This window comes from Streptosporangium sp. NPDC000563 (assembly GCF_040299985.1).
Classification (GTDB): Bacteria; Actinomycetota; Actinomycetes; order Streptosporangiales; family Streptosporangiaceae; genus Streptosporangium.
The window spans coordinates 118,632-133,949 of record NZ_JBEPDA010000011.1; the positions used below are offsets into that span (position 1 = coordinate 118,632).

Below are 15,318 nucleotides of genomic sequence, written 5' to 3' on the forward strand. Positions count from 1 at the left end.
CGGGTATGGACCCGGTGATCATGACCTCCGTCCTCACCCTCCCCGCGCTCGCGCTCCTGCTGATCCCGTTCCACGACGAATCCGGCGCGACCCCTGTTCGACGCCACCTGCCGGGCTTTCTCGTCCGGCCGCTATGGTGGCTGGGCCTGCGGCTCGTCGGAGGACGCGTTTCTCGACGGCCGCCCGAATCGATGTGATCCAAGCCACCCGGAGCCGACCTTGAGCAACCCCGAGATGTTCACCGAGATAGCTGTGGAGCAACTCGAAAACTACCGCCCGAAGCTCGTCCCCCCGGCGGATCTCCATGATTTCTGGGCGGCCACGCTGGCCGCCGCGCAGGAGTTTCCGCTGAACGTGGAGGCGAAACTCGTGCGGGACACCCCGCTGCGCACGGTCGACGTCTACGACGTCACCTTCGCGGGATTCGGCGGGCACCCGATCAAAGCGTGGTACCTGGTTCCGCGCGACCGGGTGGAGCTCCTGCCGACCATCGTCGAGTACGTCGGCTACGGCGGTGGCCGGGGACTGCCGCACGAGTGGCTGTACTGGTCATCGGCCGGGCACCCGCACCTGATCATGGACACCCGGGGCCAGGGCAGCGCGTGGCGGACGGGTGACACCGCCGACCTGGGGGCTTCCGGGCGACCGCACGTACCGGGCTTCCTCACCGACGGGCTGCCCGACCGGGACCACTACTACTACCGGCGGCTGTTCGCCGACGCGGTCCGCGCGGTGGAGGCCGCGGCCCAGTTGCCCGGCGCCGACCCGGCCCGACTGGTGACCACCGGCACGAGCCAGGGAGGCGCGCTCGCCCTCGTCGCCGCCTCGCTGCGCACGGACGTGGCGGCCACCATGCCCAACGTGCCGTTCCTGTGTCACATCAAGCGATCGACGCAGGTCGCCACGGACGGGCCGTTCCCGGAGCTGGTGACGTGGTGCCACACGCATCACCGTCTCGTCGACCAGGCCTTCGCCACGCTCGCCTACTTCGACGTCGCGATCCTCGCCAGGGACGCGCGCTGCCCGGCGCACTTCGGGGTCGCCCTGCGCGACGAGATCTGCCCGTCCTCCGGCGTCTACGCCTGCGTGAACCACTACGGCGGCACGAAGGAGGTCCTGGTGTACGAGTGGAACGGCCACGAGGGCGGCCAGGCGCACCACCTGGCCGCGCAGTCGGCGTGGCTGGCCGAGATCCTTCCCTGACATTCATGTTTCCGGCGTGACAGTGAGGGGCGGCGGAACCTCCGTTCGCTCGTCGCGGGCGTGGAACGGGGGGGCCGGTGGCGACCCGCGGGGGGTTGCCGCCTTTCCCGCGGACATGATTCACTGACGTCACCTCCGCAACTGTAAGTAAACTTTTCAATAACGGACTTTCCGGTTTGGCGGCTCCCCGTGGCACGACCGCTCTCGTCCGGGCAGGAACGGTTCAGGCTCCCGCGCCGGCCCGACCTCCCGGAGCACTCCTTCGCCGTACGTTTCTCCGGCTTGAGGGCGCGCCACGGTCCGTTGACGACGGGGCAGGCCAACATGGTCCGCTGCATGCTCACCGACCCGCCCGAGCACATGAACTACCGCGTCGTGCGGGCGCTCCAGCCGGGTACGACGCTCGCCGCGATCACCAAGGCGGTGATCGGGCTGGTGACCCGGCACGAGTCCCTGCGCACGACCTTCCATGACGGCCTCCAGCGGGTTCTGGCCGAGGGAGGCGTGACCGTCGAGGTCCACGAGACCGGCGCCCCCTCGGCCGGAGCGGACGCCGCCGGAAACCGGGCGGACGCTCCGGTGAGCGAGAAGGACGCGGAGAGCGGATGGGCCGGCGGGCCGGAGGGCGCGGAGAGCGGAGGGGCACGGGGTACGAAGGGAGCACAGGACGGGAGAGCGCATGGTGCGGCGAGAGCCGAGGGCGGGGGACCGGCTCGGATCCGCGCCGAGACGCCCGACGCCGACCTCGCGGAGGAGGTCGCGCGCCGGCTGCACGGGACGCGCTTCGCGCCGGCCGAGGAGATCCCGCTCCGGATCGCCGTGATCACCTCCGGCGGCGTGCCCCGGCAGGTCGTCCTGGTGACCACGCACAGCGCGACGGACGCGGCCGGGCTGGCGGTACTGCTCACAGAGTGGGACGAACTCCTCCTCGGCAAACCGCTCGCGCCGGTGACCGCGCCGCAGCCGCTCGACGTCGCGGCGGCCGAGCGCACCCCGGCCGGTCTACGGCGGGCACAGGCGGCGCTGCGCTACTGGGAGGGCCACCTGCGCGAGGTGCCCCGGTCCACGCTCACGGTCGCCGTGGACGGCGAGACGGACTGGTTGCTTCCCCGGCTGCGGGTGCGCTCGGTCCCGGCGGCCGGGGCGCTGGGGCGGATCTCCGCGCGTACCGGGGCGAGCCCGTCGGCGGCGGTGCTCGCGGCCCTGGCGGCACTCGCCGGAGTGCGGGCCCGCCTGCGGACTGTCGTCGTGCTGTCCATCTCGGCGAACCGCTTCCGGCCGGAGTTGCGAGAGTACGTCGGACCGCTCGCCCAGGACGCGCTGATCCCGGTGGATATCGGCGAGGACGGCTTCGACGCCGTGTTGCGCGGCGCGCGCTCGGCGACGATGGCCGCGTACCGGAACAGCCGCTTCGACTCGGACGCCCTCATCCGGGTGATGGAGGACGTCCAGCGGGAGCGCGGTCTCTTCTTCGCCAGGGATCTCGTGTTCAACGACATGAGCGTCCCCGGCAGGGGGGCGCGGGTCGGCCGTACCGGTCAGGATGTTCACTCGGTCTGGCTTCCACCGGCCACCCTGCCCACACGCGCCTCGCTCTGGGTCCACCGGCTGCACGGCGAACTCGACGTCACCCTGTGGGCCGACCCGCGCTGTCTGCCCCGCGACGACGCGCGGGCCCTCGGCGAGGGGATCGCACGGCTGCTCATCGAGGCGGGCGATCGGGACGTGCCGCTGACCGAGCTGACCGCCCTCACCGGCGTCGTCCCGGTTTCCCGGGACGAAGGCTGGCTCTTGGCCGACGGATGCTGGATCCACCTCCCCGAGGTCGAACGCCTGGTGAGGGACGCGCTCGCGCGGACGGCCGGCGGCGACGCGGCGGCCCGCCTCGCGGAAACGGTCGTCACCGCGGAAGCCGACGAACGGTTCGGGCATCGGCTGGTGTGCTTCACGTCGGCGAAGACCACTCCGGAGGCGCTGCACTCGGCCTGCCTGAGCCTGCTGCCCGGCCGCATGTCGGCCCTGACCCCGCACCGCTACGTCGTCTGCGCGACCGCCCCGCCCCCGGGCGCCGCCTGGCGGGATCTGCCGAGGATCGCCGAGGGTTCCGGACGCTGACACCTCGCCCCGCCGGTGAATGTGCTTCGGCGAACGCGTTCACAGGCGGCTTCGGGGGGGGAGAGAGAGCCGGGGCGTTCCCCATTTTCCTAATTTTTCCTGGTTTTCGTGTCAATCCCGTGCCGGCTCCGGCGGCCGGGCAGCGTCCCGGCCCGTCCTGCAAGCCGGATCAGGCAGCGCCGGTGCGCGTCACGGTGATCGCCAGCGTGGTGTAGGGCACGGAGAAGCCGCCCCCGATCGCGTCGATGGCGGCTCCGACGGCCTCCAGCACCTCGGCCAGACTGTCCGCCGGAAGCACCGTGAGGGCGCCGCTGGTGGGCGCCAGGTCCAGCCACTCGTCGCGCGTGTAGGAGTGCTCCTCCTCGAATCGCCACCGTTCCGGCTCGCCGAACCCGCCCGCCTCCCTCACCCCGTCGGCGAACCTGGGGAACAGCGCCTGGTAGGGGTCCGAGGGGCGCTTCTGCGACTGGAGGTCGAGCGGCGAGTCGGGTGCCACCCGCCGGTAGGCCGTGGCGAAGGCCTTCGCGAGAGCGGGCGGGAGATCGAACACGTGGGAGAACACCGTCAGCCTGCCCCCGGGCCGCAGCACCCGCGCCGCCTTGGCCGCGCCGGCTACCGGGTCCACCCAGTGCCAGGTCTGGCCCGCGACCACCGCGTCGAACGTCCGGCCGACGTCTTCCCAGGCCTCGAACGTCGACACCTCCACCTCGACCCCGGTGCCCCGGGCGAATTCGGCCATCCGCGCGTCGGGCTCGACCCCGAGCACCCGGCAGCCCGCGGCCTGGAACTGCCGGGCCGCGATACCGGTGCCGCAGCCGACGTCGAGGACGTCGGGTCCGGGGCCGGCGGCGACGATCCGCTCCACCAGGGCGTCGGGGTAGCGGGGCCGGGTCCGGTCGTAGCGTTCGGCGTCCACTCCGAACGACTCCGCCATCCGCCTGGCCTTGTGGGACTCTTTACCGGAAGGGCGGGGCTGTTCCCGCGATAAAATGGGCATGCGCCCACTTTAGTGGGCACATGCCCACTCGTCAATCGGGTGAAGGCCGTCAAGAGAGGGAGGGGCACGCTGTGCCGACCGGGGTGCACATCCGCGACGCGCGCAGGCACCTGTTCGACGCCGCCGAGCGCGTCCTGCTCAGGGACGGGCCGAACGCGCTGACCAGCCGCGCGGTCACCACAGAGGCGGACGTCGCCAAGGGGGTCCTGCACCGGCACTTCGCCGACTTCGACGACTTCCTCGCCGAACTCGTGCGAGAGCGCATCGCCAGGATCGGCGCCCAGGCCGCCGCTCTGCGCGACTCCGCCGGGACCGGCACCGTGGCCGGCAACCTCACCGGCGCGCTGAGGGAACTGTTCGACCCGGTCGCCGTGTCGATCGTCGGCCTCGTCGTCTTCCGCGACGAACTGCGCGCCCGGCTGCGCCAGGCCGGGCCACCCAACGGAGTCCCGGTCATGGCGGAGGCCGTGGCCATGATCGCCTCCTACCTCGCCGACGAGTGCGAGCTGGGCCGCATCGCGGCCGACGCGGACGTCGACTCGCTCGCGCTCTCACTGGTCGGGGCCGGGCACCTGATGTTCGCCGGGCGGGCGGGCGCCCCGCCCGAGGAGGGAGAGGTCGGCAAGGTCGTGACCACGGTCATCGCCGACGTCGTGCAGAGACGGCTGTTGTGAACCGCCCGGCGTCGGGCGCTCGACGCGGGACGCCGGGTGCGGGTGGGTTCCCGTGAGGGGTCCCGGGCTCGAAGACGGTCCATGAGCTTGGACGCCTCACCACGGCGCGGCGGCGGTTCCCCCCGCCTCCGGTGTCCCGTGCCACGTCCGGATGTCAGCCCAGGCGGTGCTCGTACAGTTTCCGCAGCTCCTCGACGCGGCCCTGCGGCGGGTGGGGGGTCTCGCCCTGGACGGTGGCGAAGAACGCCTCCAGGTGCGCCTGCCAGGCGGCGAGCGCCGTCGCGCGGAGATCGGCCAGTCGGGCGGGAAGCGTCTGTGTCAGCTCGACCCGGGTGCCTTGCGCGGGGTCGTGCGCCAACTCCCAGCGCACCCGTCCCGCGGACTCGCCCTCATGGAGCCACTCGTACTCCAGGGCGCGCGGCGCTCCGACCTGCGTGACAGAACCCGCGGGCACATGCGGGTTCGTGAACCACGCCGGGGGCTCCGCGCCAGGGCGGGGTGTCTCCCCCGCGACGAGGATGTTCCACACCTCCTCGACGGGCTTCCAGATCAGGTCGCGCGCGAACCTGACGAGGTGGTCGTCTCCGCTCTTTCTTGTCTCCCCCTCGGCCAGGCCGAAGATCTCGACGTAGTCCGCGATCCGGCTCCTCCAGCCCGGAGGCCGCTCGAAGGGCTCGTCGTCCAGCCTGGACAGCAGCGCGGCCAGGCAGAGGTCCCAGCCCGCCGCGGTGCGGCCCGCGGTCAGCCTGCCGGTCCAGCCGCCCCCCAGCGTGTGGGTGAGGACGAGCAGGCAGCCGGGCCCGTCGGGGAGAAGCTCGAAGCGCAGCACGTCCTGGTTCCAGCGGAACGCGTACACCTTCGGAGGGTCGAACTCCAGGACCCGGCCGTGAGTGGGGTCGCCCTCGCCCTCGAAGGTGAAGCGCATCGCCGCACCGACGGACGGTTCGCTCTCCACCGCCGCCGGAAACCAGTGGGCCATCTCGGCCGGGTCGGTGACGGCTTTCCAGACCTTCCCGGGGGAGTGGGCCAGCCGTCGTTCGAAGCGCAGCACCGGCTGGTCGCCGACGGTTTGCAGGGTCGCCAATCGCTCTTCCACTATGTCGCCCTTTCTTGGGTCTCGTTAGATCTCTTCCGGCATGGCGTCGAGGCGGCGTTCGAGCGAGTCCAGGCTCTCGTTCCACATGCTCCGGTAGGGCTCAAGCCAGGCGGCCATCTCGGCGAGCGGTTCGGGCCGCAGCCGATACCACCGGCGCTGCGCGTCGTGCCTGACCTCGACCAGGCCCGCCTCGCGCAGGATCCTCAGGTGTTTCGACACCGTCGGTTGGGTCAGCGCGAGCCGCTCCACCAGGTCGCCCACGGGACGCTCGCCGGTACGGAGCAGATCGAGGATCTCCCTGCGCCGGGGCTCGGCAAGTACTTCGAATGTGGTTGCCACTTCAGCAATATAGCCAAGTTGGCATATAAGATGTCAAGAAGCGCTGGAGGGCGGCTCGGACACGTCGCTCGGATCGGTCGTACGGGCGCGGCGCCGGATATGGAAGTGTCCGGAAACGGACGCCCGGAAGGTCTCTCGCCGGTCCTTGCCCGGATGATTTCGTGGTGTGTGAAGTCGTGATCAGTTGGTCCGTCGCCGGCGGTGTGGCGGACGGGAGATCTTGGAGGTCTCGCGATGGCGGTGGAGCTCGTCTACGAGACGCACTCGATCAGCACCGACAACGAGGCGGGAATCGCCACCGGCTGGCTTCCCGGCGCGCTCTCGCCGCGCGGTCGTGAATTCGCCCGTGAACTCGGGGAACGCCGTCGTGATGACGCGATCTCGGTCGTGTTCGTCTCCGATCTGGGGCGCGCCGTCGAGACCGCCGAGATCGCCCTCGGTGGCTCCGACATCCCGATCCATCAAGACGCGCGGCTCCGCGAGTGCGATTACGGCGAACTCAACGGCATGCCGGTCATCCGGCTCGCCGACGAGCGGTCACGTCACATCGACATCCCGTGGCCGGGTGGGCAGAGCTACCGCCAGGTGGTGGAGCAGACCCGTGACTTCCTCGGTGACCTCGCGGCCGCCTGGGACGGTCATCGTGTCCTGGTGATCTCCCACTCCGCCAACAGATGGGCGCTGGACCACCTCCTCGGCGGCCGCGAGCTGGAGGAACTGGTGGACGCGCCGTTCGACTGGCGAGAGGGATGGGAGTACGTGGTGCCGACCGCTTTCCACGCGGACGACAGGGTGTCGGCGCCCGAAGGCGGGCGATCGGGGGACGTGCCGTTCTGACACGGTGCGGGGATCGGCGGGGTCGGGGCTCAAAGGGGAAGCGGGGGAACCAGGCCCACGGGGAGTCACGGGGAGTCACAGGGGGTCACGGGGAGTCACGGGGAGTCACGGGGAGACGGTCTCGATCCTCCGCCTCTTCGCCATGGCCAGGACCACGATCGCGTAGAGGCCGAGCTGCACGACCGTTCCCGCCAGGGTCTGCCAGGGCACCGACCCCTGCTTCAGCGCCTCCGGCAGGCTGCCGTCGGCTCCGCTGACCCCGAAGGCCAGCACGTTGTTGACCACGTGCAGGGCGATGGCCGCCTCCAGGCCGCCGGTCCGCACCGCGAGCCAGCCCATCAGCGCACCGAAGGCGAAGACGTCGACGATGCCCCAGTCGACGTAGGCGTGCACCGCGGTGAAGGCGGCGGTACTCAGCAGGATGCCCGGCCACGGATTGGAGAGGAAGGCGCCGAACGCCTGGATCAGCCATCCCCGGAAGACGTACTCCTCGGCGGCGGCCTGGAAGGGCACCAGGAGCAGGGTGACGACCAGAACGGGCAGGAAGCGCTCCCAGCCGACCCAGCCGAACAACTCGCCGAGGTCTTCGCCGGTGGCGACGTAGGTGACGGCGACCGCGGCCTGGCCCAGCACCACGACGCCGATCGCCACCGCCGTGCACCGGGCCATCCACCGCCACCGCAGGCGGCCGACGACCGAGGAGAGGGTGCCGGGCGGGCGCCGCTGGATCCACGCCACCACGCCGTACACGATCGGCAGGACGACCGCGATCGAGAGCAGGTTGATCCCCAGGTCGAGCACCGGATCGGTGAAGATCTGCTCATCGGATCCGCCCATCTCGGCGCCCACGATCACGCCGAGCGTCGCACCGCCGAGGATGACGACGAGTCCGGCCAGCATGAGGCCCGCGAGTCCGGCGACCGTGCCCAGCACCGGTCGCCACCAGGCGTGCAGACGGGTGCGCGCCAGCAGGTCGTAGCGGCTGCCGGGCGGCGCCGGCACCATCCAGGGCTCGTGCCTCGGCGGGGGCGGGAAGTGGTCCACGGGCGGACCGTACGCGCCCGGTGGCGGACCGTACGCGCCGGACGGGTCGGGGACACCGGGCCGGTGAGGCGGCGGGCCGGAGGGCTGGAGGGGCGTCGCCTCGGACCCGGAGTCCTGGGGGACGTGCATCGAATACCTCCGGGGTGGACACTCCGGCCTTCGGGCCGGAAGGAAACGCGGCGCAGCGCCACCGGTCTGGATGCGCGTCGATCCATTTCGATGGGTTTACGGAGTTTACGAGGTCGGAGGGCGGGACGCGCCCCGTCGAACTCGATGTTCTCCCCGTGTTCCCGGTGACTCCGCCGGGCTTCCCGGCGCATCGGTCGCATTCGCGAGCCGATCGCCGTCCCGCTTTCGGAAGATCACGCTCCGCGGACGTTGGTCATGATCGCGTAGACGGAGGTGGAGGCCGTCATGAACAGCCAGTTGCGCTTGAGGCCGCCGAAGACCAGGTTGGAGGTCTTCTCGGGAAGCCTGAGCTTGCCGATCAAGGTGCCGTCCGGGGCGAAGCAGTGCACTCCCTCGTGCGTCGCCGCCCAGATCCGGCCGGCGGTGTCGAGCCTGATCCCGTCGAGACCGCCCGCCGAGCATTCCGCGAGCACCCTGCCGTTCTCCAGGGCGGCGCCCCGCACCTCGAAGACCCGCAGATGCCCGCGCTGGGTGTCGGCGACGTAGAGGAGGGACTCGTCCGTCGAGAAGGCGAGGCCGTTGGGGCGGGCGAAGTCGTCGGCCACCGCCGTGATCTCTCCGGTGGCGGGGTCGAGACGGTAGACCTGATCGTTGCCGATCTCGCTCTCCGCCTGGTGGCCCTCGTAGTCGCTGGCGATGCCGTACCTGGGGTCGGTGAACCACACGGAGTCATCCGACCTGACCACCACGTCGTTGGGGCTGTTGAGGCGCTTGCCCTGCCAGCGGTCGGCGATGACGGTGATGGAGCCGTCGTGCTCGGTGCGGGTCACCCGCCGGGCGCCGTGCTCGCAGGAGATCAGCCGGCCCTGCCGGTCGAGGGTATGGCCGTTGGTGTAGCCCGCGGGAGCGCGGAAGGGACCCACGTTTCCCGTCATCTCGTCCCAGCGGAGAATCCTGTCGTTGGGGATGTCGCTCCACAGCAGATAGCGGCCCGCCGGGACGTAGGTGGGACCTTCGGCCCACCGGCAACCGCGGTGGATCCGCTCGACCCGCTTGTCGCCCCCGACATCGGCGAACCGCTCGTCGAGCACCTCGAACTCCGCGGCAATGGATTCCGTCATGTAATCCTCCTTGATCGCAGAATATGATACGGCGATGGACAGGATTGACAAGATGTTGATCGGCATCCTTCAGGACGACGCCGGTCGGTCCTACGCCGCGCTCGGGGCCGCGGTGGGGTTGTCGAGCGGCGCCGCGCACGAACGGGTGCGCAAGTTGCGCGAACGAGGGCTGATCCGGCGGACGACCATCGAGGTCGATCCCGTCGCCGCGGGCAGGGGCGTGCTGTCCTTCGTGCTCGTGGAGGGGCAGGCGTGGATGGGCGCGTCGGGCGAGGCACTGCTCGCGATTCCCGAGATCGAGGAGGCGCACGTCATCGCGGGACCGGCGTCACTGCTGGTCAAGGTGCGCACGGCGAGCACCAGGGAACTGCAGGAGGTGCTGCGCAGGCTCTTCGAGATCGAGGGGGTGGCCAGGACGCGAACCATCATGGTGCTGGAGAGCTTCTTCGAGCGTGGCCTGCATCTCCCTCACCAGGATGCGTGAGGGCCTCGTGACCTGGTCCACCTCAATCGAAGCCGGGCCCGGAACGGCGCGAGGCGGCGGCCGCGCGCAGGCGGAGCCGGATCAGTTCGGAAGCGGCCCGCGCGGGGGTGGTGCCGGTGCGCTCCGAGGTGGCGAGCAGGGTGGTGACGGTGTCCTCGATGTTCTGGACGCGGGCGAGCGCCTCGTCGGCGGTTCCGCGGTCGAGTTCGACGGTGAGGGCGTGGATCACCCCGCCCGCGCTGACGACGTGGTCGGGCACCCAGATGATGTCGCGGCGGTGCAGCAGGTCGGCGACGGCCGGGGTGGTGAGCTGGTTGTTCGCGGGCCCCGCGACGGCGGCGCACCGCAGGCCGGGCACGATCTCCTCGGTGAGGACGCCGCCGAGGGCCGCGGGCACCAGGATGTCGACGTCCGCGGTGACGACCTGCGCGGGCTCGCCCCAGGTGGCGCCGACCTCGTCGGCGAGTGCCCGCTTGCCGGGATCGATGTCGCCGACGAGGAGTTCGGCTCCCTCGGCGGCGAGCAGGCGGACGATCTTCTCGCCCACGTTGCCCAGGCCGATCACGGCCAGACGACGACCGGTGAGGCTCGGGGTGCCGTGGAGCCGCCTGCCGACGGCGCGCAGCGCGGCGAGCGTCCCGGCCGCGGTGTGCGGAGAGGAGTCGCCGCTGCCGGCCTGTCGCGCGGGTCTGCAGAAGACGTGGGGGGTGCGCTCGCCGATGACCGCCATGTCGGCCGGGCCGGTCCCGACGTCCGGGCCGGTGGCGTACCTGCCGTCCAGGGAGGCGATGACGTCCGCGACGTCGTACAGCACGTGACGGCGGCGGACCGGATCGAGTTCGACCCCTTCGGGGACGGCGACGACGGTCTTGCCGCCACCGTTGGCCAGTCCGGCCACCGCGCACTTGGCGGTCATGCCGGCCGACAGGCGCAACGCGTCGGAGAGACCGTCCCGCCAGTCGGGGTAGTGCCAGATCCGGCACCCGCCGACCGCCTGGCCGAGCGCCGTCGAATGGACGGCGACGATGACGGGCAGGCCGGAGCGCGGCCCCGTGTGAACCGCGACCTGCTCATGATCGAACCCTGGCATATGACGATCCCTTCATGTGATCGGCGTCCGGGTCCAAGAATCGGATATCCGGTCGCCGCTCAGGGGTCCGATCGAACGTATGGTTGGAACGACCGGCAAAATACCGGTCATGGACGAACTTGATTCGGAGATCATCCGGCTTCTCCAAACGGATGCGCGGCAGTCCAATCGCGAGCTGGCCCGCAAACTCGGGATCGCGCCCTCGACCTGCCTGGAACGCGTGAGGGGGCTCACCCGCCGCGGGGTCATCCGCGGCTATCACGCCGACATCGACCCCGCGGCCCTGAACCGCGGCGTCCAGGCTCTCGTCTCCGTGCAGGTACGCCCGCTCAGCCGCACCGTCATCGACACCTTCAAGGACTCGGCGAGCGCCCTGCCCGAGGTGCTCAGCGTCTTCGTGCTGGCCGGTGGCGACGACTTCCTTCTCCACGTGGCGGTCCAGGACCTCGACCACCTGCACGCCTTCCTGCTGGACCGGCTCAGCAAGCGCCGCGAGATCGCGGGTTTCCGCACTTCGGTGATCTTCCAGCAGGTGCACGACACCGCCCCGGCGAGGCTCCCCGACGTGACGTCCACACCCGCGAACTGAGCGGGAGGTCTCGCCTGCCGCTACTCGCCGGTGCCGAGGCCCGAGCGGTGAGCGATGACGGCGAGTGCGGTGCGGTCCCGCGCGTCGAGTTTGGTCAGGATCCGGCTGACGTAGGTGCGTACGGTGGCCGGGCTGATGAAGAGGGCCGCGGCGATCCTGTCATTGGTCTCGGCGTACCCGATCCGGGTCAGGACGGCGAGTTCCCTTTCGGTGAGGGTGGCGAGCCGAGGGTCGCGCACGGGTGGTCTCGGGGCCCGGGCGAGGCGTTCCATGACGCGCCTGGCGATCGCGGGGGAGAGCACGTTCCCCCCTTCGGCGGCCGTGCGCACCGCCTTGCGGAGGTCCTCCGACGGAGTGTCCTTGAGGAGGTAACCGGCGGCGCCGAGCGTGACGGCCTCGACGATGTCCTCCTCGTCGTCGAAGGTGGTGAGGATCAGCACCCGTGAGCCGTCCAGGGAGTCGTCGGCGCGGATGGCCGCGGTCGCTTCGAGTCCGTTCATACCGGGCATGCGGATGTCCATGAGCACGACGTCCGGGCGGAGCTCCCGGACGAGGGAGAGCGCCGCGCGTCCGCCGGACGCCTCTCCGGCGACGGTGATGTCCGGATCGTTTTCGAGGAGTGCTCGCAGGCCCGCGCGTACGAGCTCCTGGTCGTCGGCGATGACCACCCTGATCATGATGGCTGCTCCAGTGGAAGGACGGCTCGGACCGTGAAACCTGCGGGCTCGCGTCCGGCCGTCAGGGTGCCCCCGAGCGTCTCCGCGCGCTCGCGCATCCCGGCGATGCCGTGCCCCGCTCCGCTGTCGGGGCCCTGCCCGGGGCCGTCGTCGGTCACGGACAGGCGCAGGACCGCTCCGTCGTCGAGCGCGACGACGCGGGCGCGGGTGCCGCGGGAGTGCTTGACGATGTTGGTGACCGCCTCCTGGACGATTCTGAACGCGCAGGCGTCGACCGTCGCGGGAAGTTCGGTGGTGACGCGCATCTCGAGGTCGAGGTCGATCCCCGCCGCGGCGGCCGTCTCACGCAGCGAGCCCACGCCCGACAGCGAGAGGACCGACCTCGGATTCTCGCCGGGGGTGCGGAGGAGGGCGACGGTCCGGCGCAGCTCGCTCATCGTGCGCGTGCTGGTTGACTTGATCAGATCCAGAGCCGCCCGGGTCCGCGCCTCGTCGTGGCCGAGCGACTCACGGGCGACATCGGCGTGCAGGGAGATGACGGAGGTCGTGTGACCGATCGAGTCGTGCAGCTCTCGCGCTATGGCGAGGCGTTCGGCGTGAAGTCGGGCGTCGGCCTCCTGCCGGTAGCGCTGGGCGGTGAGTTCGGCGATCCGCCTCGCCCCCGCCTGCACGGTCCTTCTCGACCTCAGGCCGTCTCCCAGGGCGATCGCCGCGGCCATGAGCAGGACGTGCCCGGCCAGCTCGTAGCCGACGACGAACGAGAAGTCCTCACCCTCGATGAGGCGGAAGAACAGCGAGACCGCGATCACGACGGTGGCGGTGACGACGGCGTGGACGAGCCGGCCGAACTCGGCCGCCGAGAACAACGCCGCGGCGACGGGAACGGCCACTCCCACGGCCGGGTGACCGGCGGCGTAGTACGCGAACAAACCCAGGGCGGTGACGGCGAGCACGGCCGTCGGGTGGCGTCGCCGGACGAGCATCAGCGCCCCCAGGCCCACGGCCCACAGATGGGCGATCGGGTCCGGGCTCTGCCGTCCTCCCTGGCCGGCGGAGATGACGATCGACAGCACGAGGGTGACACCCACACCGATCAGGGCGTCGACCGCCCAGGGCGGGAGTCTTCTTCGTGTCCGAACACGCCGTTCTTCGACCACGCAGCCACCCTAAGGCGCCGTCGCGGCGCTCCGCAGTCCACGTGAGGCGACACGGGAAGTCGCCTTCCGACGTACGGGTGTCGAGATCGGACACGGATGTGCCACGCCCCTCGCGCTCCCTAGCTTGAGGCCATGACCTCTCACAACACCTCGCCGCGTGGGCCGCTCGCCCGAAGGCGCCCGGCGCTCGGGCTGCCCCTGATCGCCGTGATCGGCCTCGCTCTTCTCGCCGCGCCCCGGGTCGTGCTTCACGACCTGGACATCATCCATGAGGGCACCTTCGTGAACGCCCTGTTCGTCTTCGTGCCGCCGATCGTATGGATCGCGGTCGTCCTCTGGAAACGAGTACCCAACCCCTTCCTCACCCTCCTCGTCGTGGGCCTGTTCTACGGCGTCTTCCTGGCCGTGGGACATCAGGTGCTCTGGGAGGCCGCCTTCGGCGACAACCCGCCCGTGCTCGGTGGAAACCTGGGCGACGTCGACCCGGCGGTACAGTCCCTCATCCTGCGCCTCTTCGCCGCGGTGAGCAGTGTCTTCACCGGGGTGATCGTCGGAGCGATCACCGGCCTCGCCGCCTGGGGGCTCGGCAAGGTCGTTCCCTCGGGTGCCCGGGAAGCCTGAAGGACGCGCCACGGCGGGAGACGGCTTCTCCCTTCGTCGGGCGCGGGTGGTGGCCCGCTCCCGAGACGGCGTGTCCGTTCGGTCCGGCGATCCTTCGTGCCGCGGGGCTCGTCGTGGCGGGAATTAAATCCGAGGCGGCCGGTGCGCCTTCGCCGGTACGCTCCCCGGGCATCTCCCGGCCGTCGACGGGCCGTCGACGGGCCGTCCGCGCGGAACCGGTGCGGAGTCCGGGAGGGCTCGCGGGAAACCCGCGGAAAGGCCGCGGGGAAGTCGCGGAAGAGGAGAGGAAACGCCGTTGACCATGATCGCTGTGACCGGTGTCACGGGAAATCTCGGAAGGCTCGTCATCGAGGACCTGCTCGCCAGGGTCCCCGCCCGCGACCTCGTCGCGCTCGCCCGTACCCCGAAGAAGGCGGAGGACCTGCTCGGCGGCGGTGTCGAGGTGCGGCACTGTGATCATGACGACGCCGCGTCCGTCGACGCCGCGCTCGCCGGGATCGAGGTGCTGCTCCTGGTGTCCGGGCCGGACATGACGCCCGGAGTCCGCGTGCGGCAGCACCGCGCCGTCGTCGAGGCCGCCGTCCGGGCGGGGGTGCGCCGCGTCGTCTACACCAGCGCCGTGGGCGCGGAGGACGGCCGGGGCCCCGTCGCCGACCACACGGCGACGGAGAGGGCGCTCCGCGAGGCGGGTCCGGCCTACACCGTGCTGCGCAACGCCCTCTACTCCGAGGCGTTCCTGGGCGCCGCGCTTGTCCAGGCGGGAAAAGAGGGTGAGATCACCTCCTCCACCGGTGGCCGGCCGCTCAACACCGCGAGGTTGCGTGACCTGGCGCTGGCCGCGAGTGCCGCCCTCACCGGTTCCGGGCACGAGAACGCGACCTACGAGTTGCTCGGTCCGCTGTGGACCTATCCGGAGCTCGCCGAGGTTCTCACCCGTGTTCTGGGCAGGCCGATCGAGCATCGGGAGATCACCGACGCGGAGGCCGGTTGGCTGGGGGGCGTGTTCCCCGCGGTGCGCGCCGGTGCCCTCGCCACGACCGGCTCCGACCTCGCGCGCCTGCTGGGGCGGCCGCCGTCGGGCCTGGAGGAGACGGTCACCGCCCTCGTCGCCCGTACGGCCGGCTGAGCGTCACCGGCCTGTGCGG

The 15,318-nt window shown here is 71.0% G+C and carries 17 protein-coding genes; 9 read left to right on the forward strand and 8 right to left on the reverse strand.

Annotated elements, in window-relative coordinates:
• The first annotated feature begins 5 nt into the window (after positions 1 to 5).
• The 3 genes from ABT352_RS24440 to ABT352_RS24450 all read left to right on the forward strand — a co-directional run bounded on the left by ABT352_RS24440 (position 6) and on the right by ABT352_RS24450 (position 3,318).
• Positions 6 to 197 carry a hypothetical protein gene (locus ABT352_RS24440; RefSeq protein ID WP_350947227.1) on the forward strand — a complete coding sequence of 64 codons (192 nt, stop codon included), beginning with the start codon at positions 6 to 8 and terminating at the stop codon, positions 195 to 197.
• A gap of 22 nt (positions 198 to 219) precedes the next feature.
• A complete protein-coding gene (locus ABT352_RS24445) occupies positions 220 to 1,203 on the forward strand; it encodes an acetylxylan esterase (protein WP_350947228.1) in 984 nt (327 codons plus the stop codon).
• A 282-nt stretch (positions 1,204 to 1,485) separates the two neighbouring features.
• Entirely contained in the window at positions 1,486 to 3,318 is a 1,833-nt protein-coding gene (locus tag ABT352_RS24450; protein WP_350947229.1) for a condensation domain-containing protein, read from the forward strand.
• 169 nt (positions 3,319 to 3,487) lie between these two features.
• On the opposite strand, the gene ABT352_RS24455 is transcribed toward ABT352_RS24450, so the two are convergent.
• Positions 3,488 to 4,315, reverse strand: coding sequence for a class I SAM-dependent methyltransferase (locus ABT352_RS24455; RefSeq protein ID WP_350947230.1), 828 nt, complete (start codon positions 4,313 to 4,315; stop codon positions 3,488 to 3,490).
• Positions 4,316 to 4,386: 71 nt separating this feature from the next.
• Here ABT352_RS24455 and ABT352_RS24460 point away from each other — a divergent pair, with 71 nt between their 5' ends.
• Positions 4,387 to 4,989, forward strand: coding sequence for a TetR/AcrR family transcriptional regulator (locus ABT352_RS24460; RefSeq protein ID WP_350947231.1), 603 nt, complete (start codon positions 4,387 to 4,389; stop codon positions 4,987 to 4,989).
• Between the two features lie 154 nt (positions 4,990 to 5,143).
• Here ABT352_RS24460 and ABT352_RS24465 read toward each other — a convergent pair whose 3' ends face one another.
• Both ABT352_RS24465 and ABT352_RS24470 read right to left on the reverse strand, forming a co-directional pair.
• Positions 5,144 to 6,073: an SRPBCC family protein gene (locus tag ABT352_RS24465; protein ID WP_350947232.1), complete on the reverse strand. Its 930-nt coding sequence runs from the start codon at positions 6,071 to 6,073 to the stop codon at positions 5,144 to 5,146.
• A gap of 36 nt (positions 6,074 to 6,109) precedes the next feature.
• Entirely contained in the window at positions 6,110 to 6,424 is a 315-nt protein-coding gene (locus tag ABT352_RS24470) for an ArsR/SmtB family transcription factor (protein WP_350947233.1), read from the reverse strand.
• Positions 6,425 to 6,658: 234 nt separating this feature from the next.
• On the opposite strand from ABT352_RS24470, the gene ABT352_RS24475 reads away from it, so the two are divergent.
• Complete coding sequence (locus tag ABT352_RS24475; RefSeq protein ID WP_350947234.1) at positions 6,659 to 7,261, forward strand: histidine phosphatase family protein; 603 nt, start codon at positions 6,659 to 6,661, stop codon at positions 7,259 to 7,261.
• 105 nt (positions 7,262 to 7,366) lie between these two features.
• On the opposite strand, the gene ABT352_RS24480 is transcribed toward ABT352_RS24475, so the two are convergent.
• Positions 7,367 to 8,434: a CPBP family intramembrane glutamic endopeptidase gene (locus ABT352_RS24480; protein ID WP_350947235.1), complete on the reverse strand. Its 1,068-nt coding sequence runs from the start codon at positions 8,432 to 8,434 to the stop codon at positions 7,367 to 7,369.
• 233 nt (positions 8,435 to 8,667) lie between these two features.
• Complete coding sequence (locus tag ABT352_RS24485) at positions 8,668 to 9,555, reverse strand: SMP-30/gluconolactonase/LRE family protein (RefSeq protein ID WP_350947236.1); 888 nt, start codon at positions 9,553 to 9,555, stop codon at positions 8,668 to 8,670.
• 34 nt (positions 9,556 to 9,589) lie between these two features.
• Here ABT352_RS24485 and ABT352_RS24490 point away from each other — a divergent pair, with 34 nt between their 5' ends.
• Positions 9,590 to 10,039 (forward strand): Lrp/AsnC family transcriptional regulator, encoded by a 450-nt coding sequence (locus tag ABT352_RS24490; RefSeq protein WP_350947237.1) that lies wholly within the window; start codon positions 9,590 to 9,592, stop codon positions 10,037 to 10,039.
• A gap of 22 nt (positions 10,040 to 10,061) precedes the next feature.
• On the opposite strand, the gene ABT352_RS24495 is transcribed toward ABT352_RS24490, so the two are convergent.
• Positions 10,062 to 11,129, reverse strand: coding sequence for a Glu/Leu/Phe/Val dehydrogenase family protein (locus ABT352_RS24495; RefSeq protein ID WP_350947238.1), 1,068 nt, complete (start codon positions 11,127 to 11,129; stop codon positions 10,062 to 10,064).
• 109 nt (positions 11,130 to 11,238) lie between these two features.
• On the opposite strand from ABT352_RS24495, the gene ABT352_RS24500 reads away from it, so the two are divergent.
• Positions 11,239 to 11,718, forward strand: a complete 480-nt coding sequence (locus tag ABT352_RS24500; protein WP_350947239.1) for an Lrp/AsnC family transcriptional regulator — start codon at positions 11,239 to 11,241, stop codon at positions 11,716 to 11,718.
• 20 nt (positions 11,719 to 11,738) lie between these two features.
• Here the strand turns inward: ABT352_RS24500 and ABT352_RS24505 are convergent, their stop codons facing one another.
• A complete protein-coding gene (locus ABT352_RS24505) occupies positions 11,739 to 12,395 on the reverse strand; it encodes a response regulator (RefSeq protein ID WP_350947240.1) in 657 nt (218 codons plus the stop codon).
• Positions 12,392 to 13,552 carry a sensor histidine kinase gene (locus ABT352_RS24510; protein ID WP_350947241.1) on the reverse strand — a complete coding sequence of 387 codons (1,161 nt, stop codon included), beginning with the start codon at positions 13,550 to 13,552 and terminating at the stop codon, positions 12,392 to 12,394. The genes ABT352_RS24505 and ABT352_RS24510 overlap by 4 nt, the downstream gene beginning before the upstream one ends.
• Positions 13,553 to 13,684: 132 nt before the next feature.
• Here ABT352_RS24510 and ABT352_RS24515 point away from each other — a divergent pair, with 132 nt between their 5' ends.
• Positions 13,685 to 14,173, forward strand: coding sequence for a hypothetical protein (locus tag ABT352_RS24515; RefSeq protein ID WP_350947242.1), 489 nt, complete (start codon positions 13,685 to 13,687; stop codon positions 14,171 to 14,173).
• Between the two features lie 301 nt (positions 14,174 to 14,474).
• A complete protein-coding gene (locus ABT352_RS24520; RefSeq protein ID WP_350947315.1) occupies positions 14,475 to 15,299 on the forward strand; it encodes an NAD(P)H-binding protein in 825 nt (274 codons plus the stop codon).
• Positions 15,300 to 15,318: the final 19 nt, after the last annotated feature.

What these genes read in the sequence shown, in the direction of transcription:
- ABT352_RS24455 (WP_350947230.1), bottom strand. Translation starts at nt 4,315, where the DNA reads ATGCCCATTTTATCGCGGGAACAGCCCCGCCCTTCCGGTAAAGAGTCC.
- ABT352_RS24515 (WP_350947242.1), top strand. Translation starts at nt 13,685, where the DNA reads ATGACCTCTCACAACACCTCGCCGCGTGGGCCGCTCGCCCGAAGGCGC.
- ABT352_RS24485 (WP_350947236.1), bottom strand. Translation starts at nt 9,555, where the DNA reads ATGACGGAATCCATTGCCGCGGAGTTCGAGGTGCTCGACGAGCGGTTC.
- ABT352_RS24505 (WP_350947240.1), bottom strand. Translation starts at nt 12,395, where the DNA reads ATGATCAGGGTGGTCATCGCCGACGACCAGGAGCTCGTACGCGCGGGC.
- ABT352_RS24520 (WP_350947315.1), top strand. Translation starts at nt 14,475, where the DNA reads ATGATCGCTGTGACCGGTGTCACGGGAAATCTCGGAAGGCTCGTCATC.
- ABT352_RS24495 (WP_350947238.1), bottom strand. Translation starts at nt 11,129, where the DNA reads ATGCCAGGGTTCGATCATGAGCAGGTCGCGGTTCACACGGGGCCGCGC.
- ABT352_RS24475 (WP_350947234.1), top strand. Translation starts at nt 6,659, where the DNA reads ATGGCGGTGGAGCTCGTCTACGAGACGCACTCGATCAGCACCGACAAC.
- ABT352_RS24480 (WP_350947235.1), bottom strand. Translation starts at nt 8,434, where the DNA reads ATGCACGTCCCCCAGGACTCCGGGTCCGAGGCGACGCCCCTCCAGCCC.
- ABT352_RS24440 (WP_350947227.1), top strand. Translation starts at nt 6, where the DNA reads ATGGACCCGGTGATCATGACCTCCGTCCTCACCCTCCCCGCGCTCGCG.
- ABT352_RS24500 (WP_350947239.1), top strand. Translation starts at nt 11,239, where the DNA reads ATGGACGAACTTGATTCGGAGATCATCCGGCTTCTCCAAACGGATGCG.
- ABT352_RS24490 (WP_350947237.1), top strand. Translation starts at nt 9,590, where the DNA reads ATGGACAGGATTGACAAGATGTTGATCGGCATCCTTCAGGACGACGCC.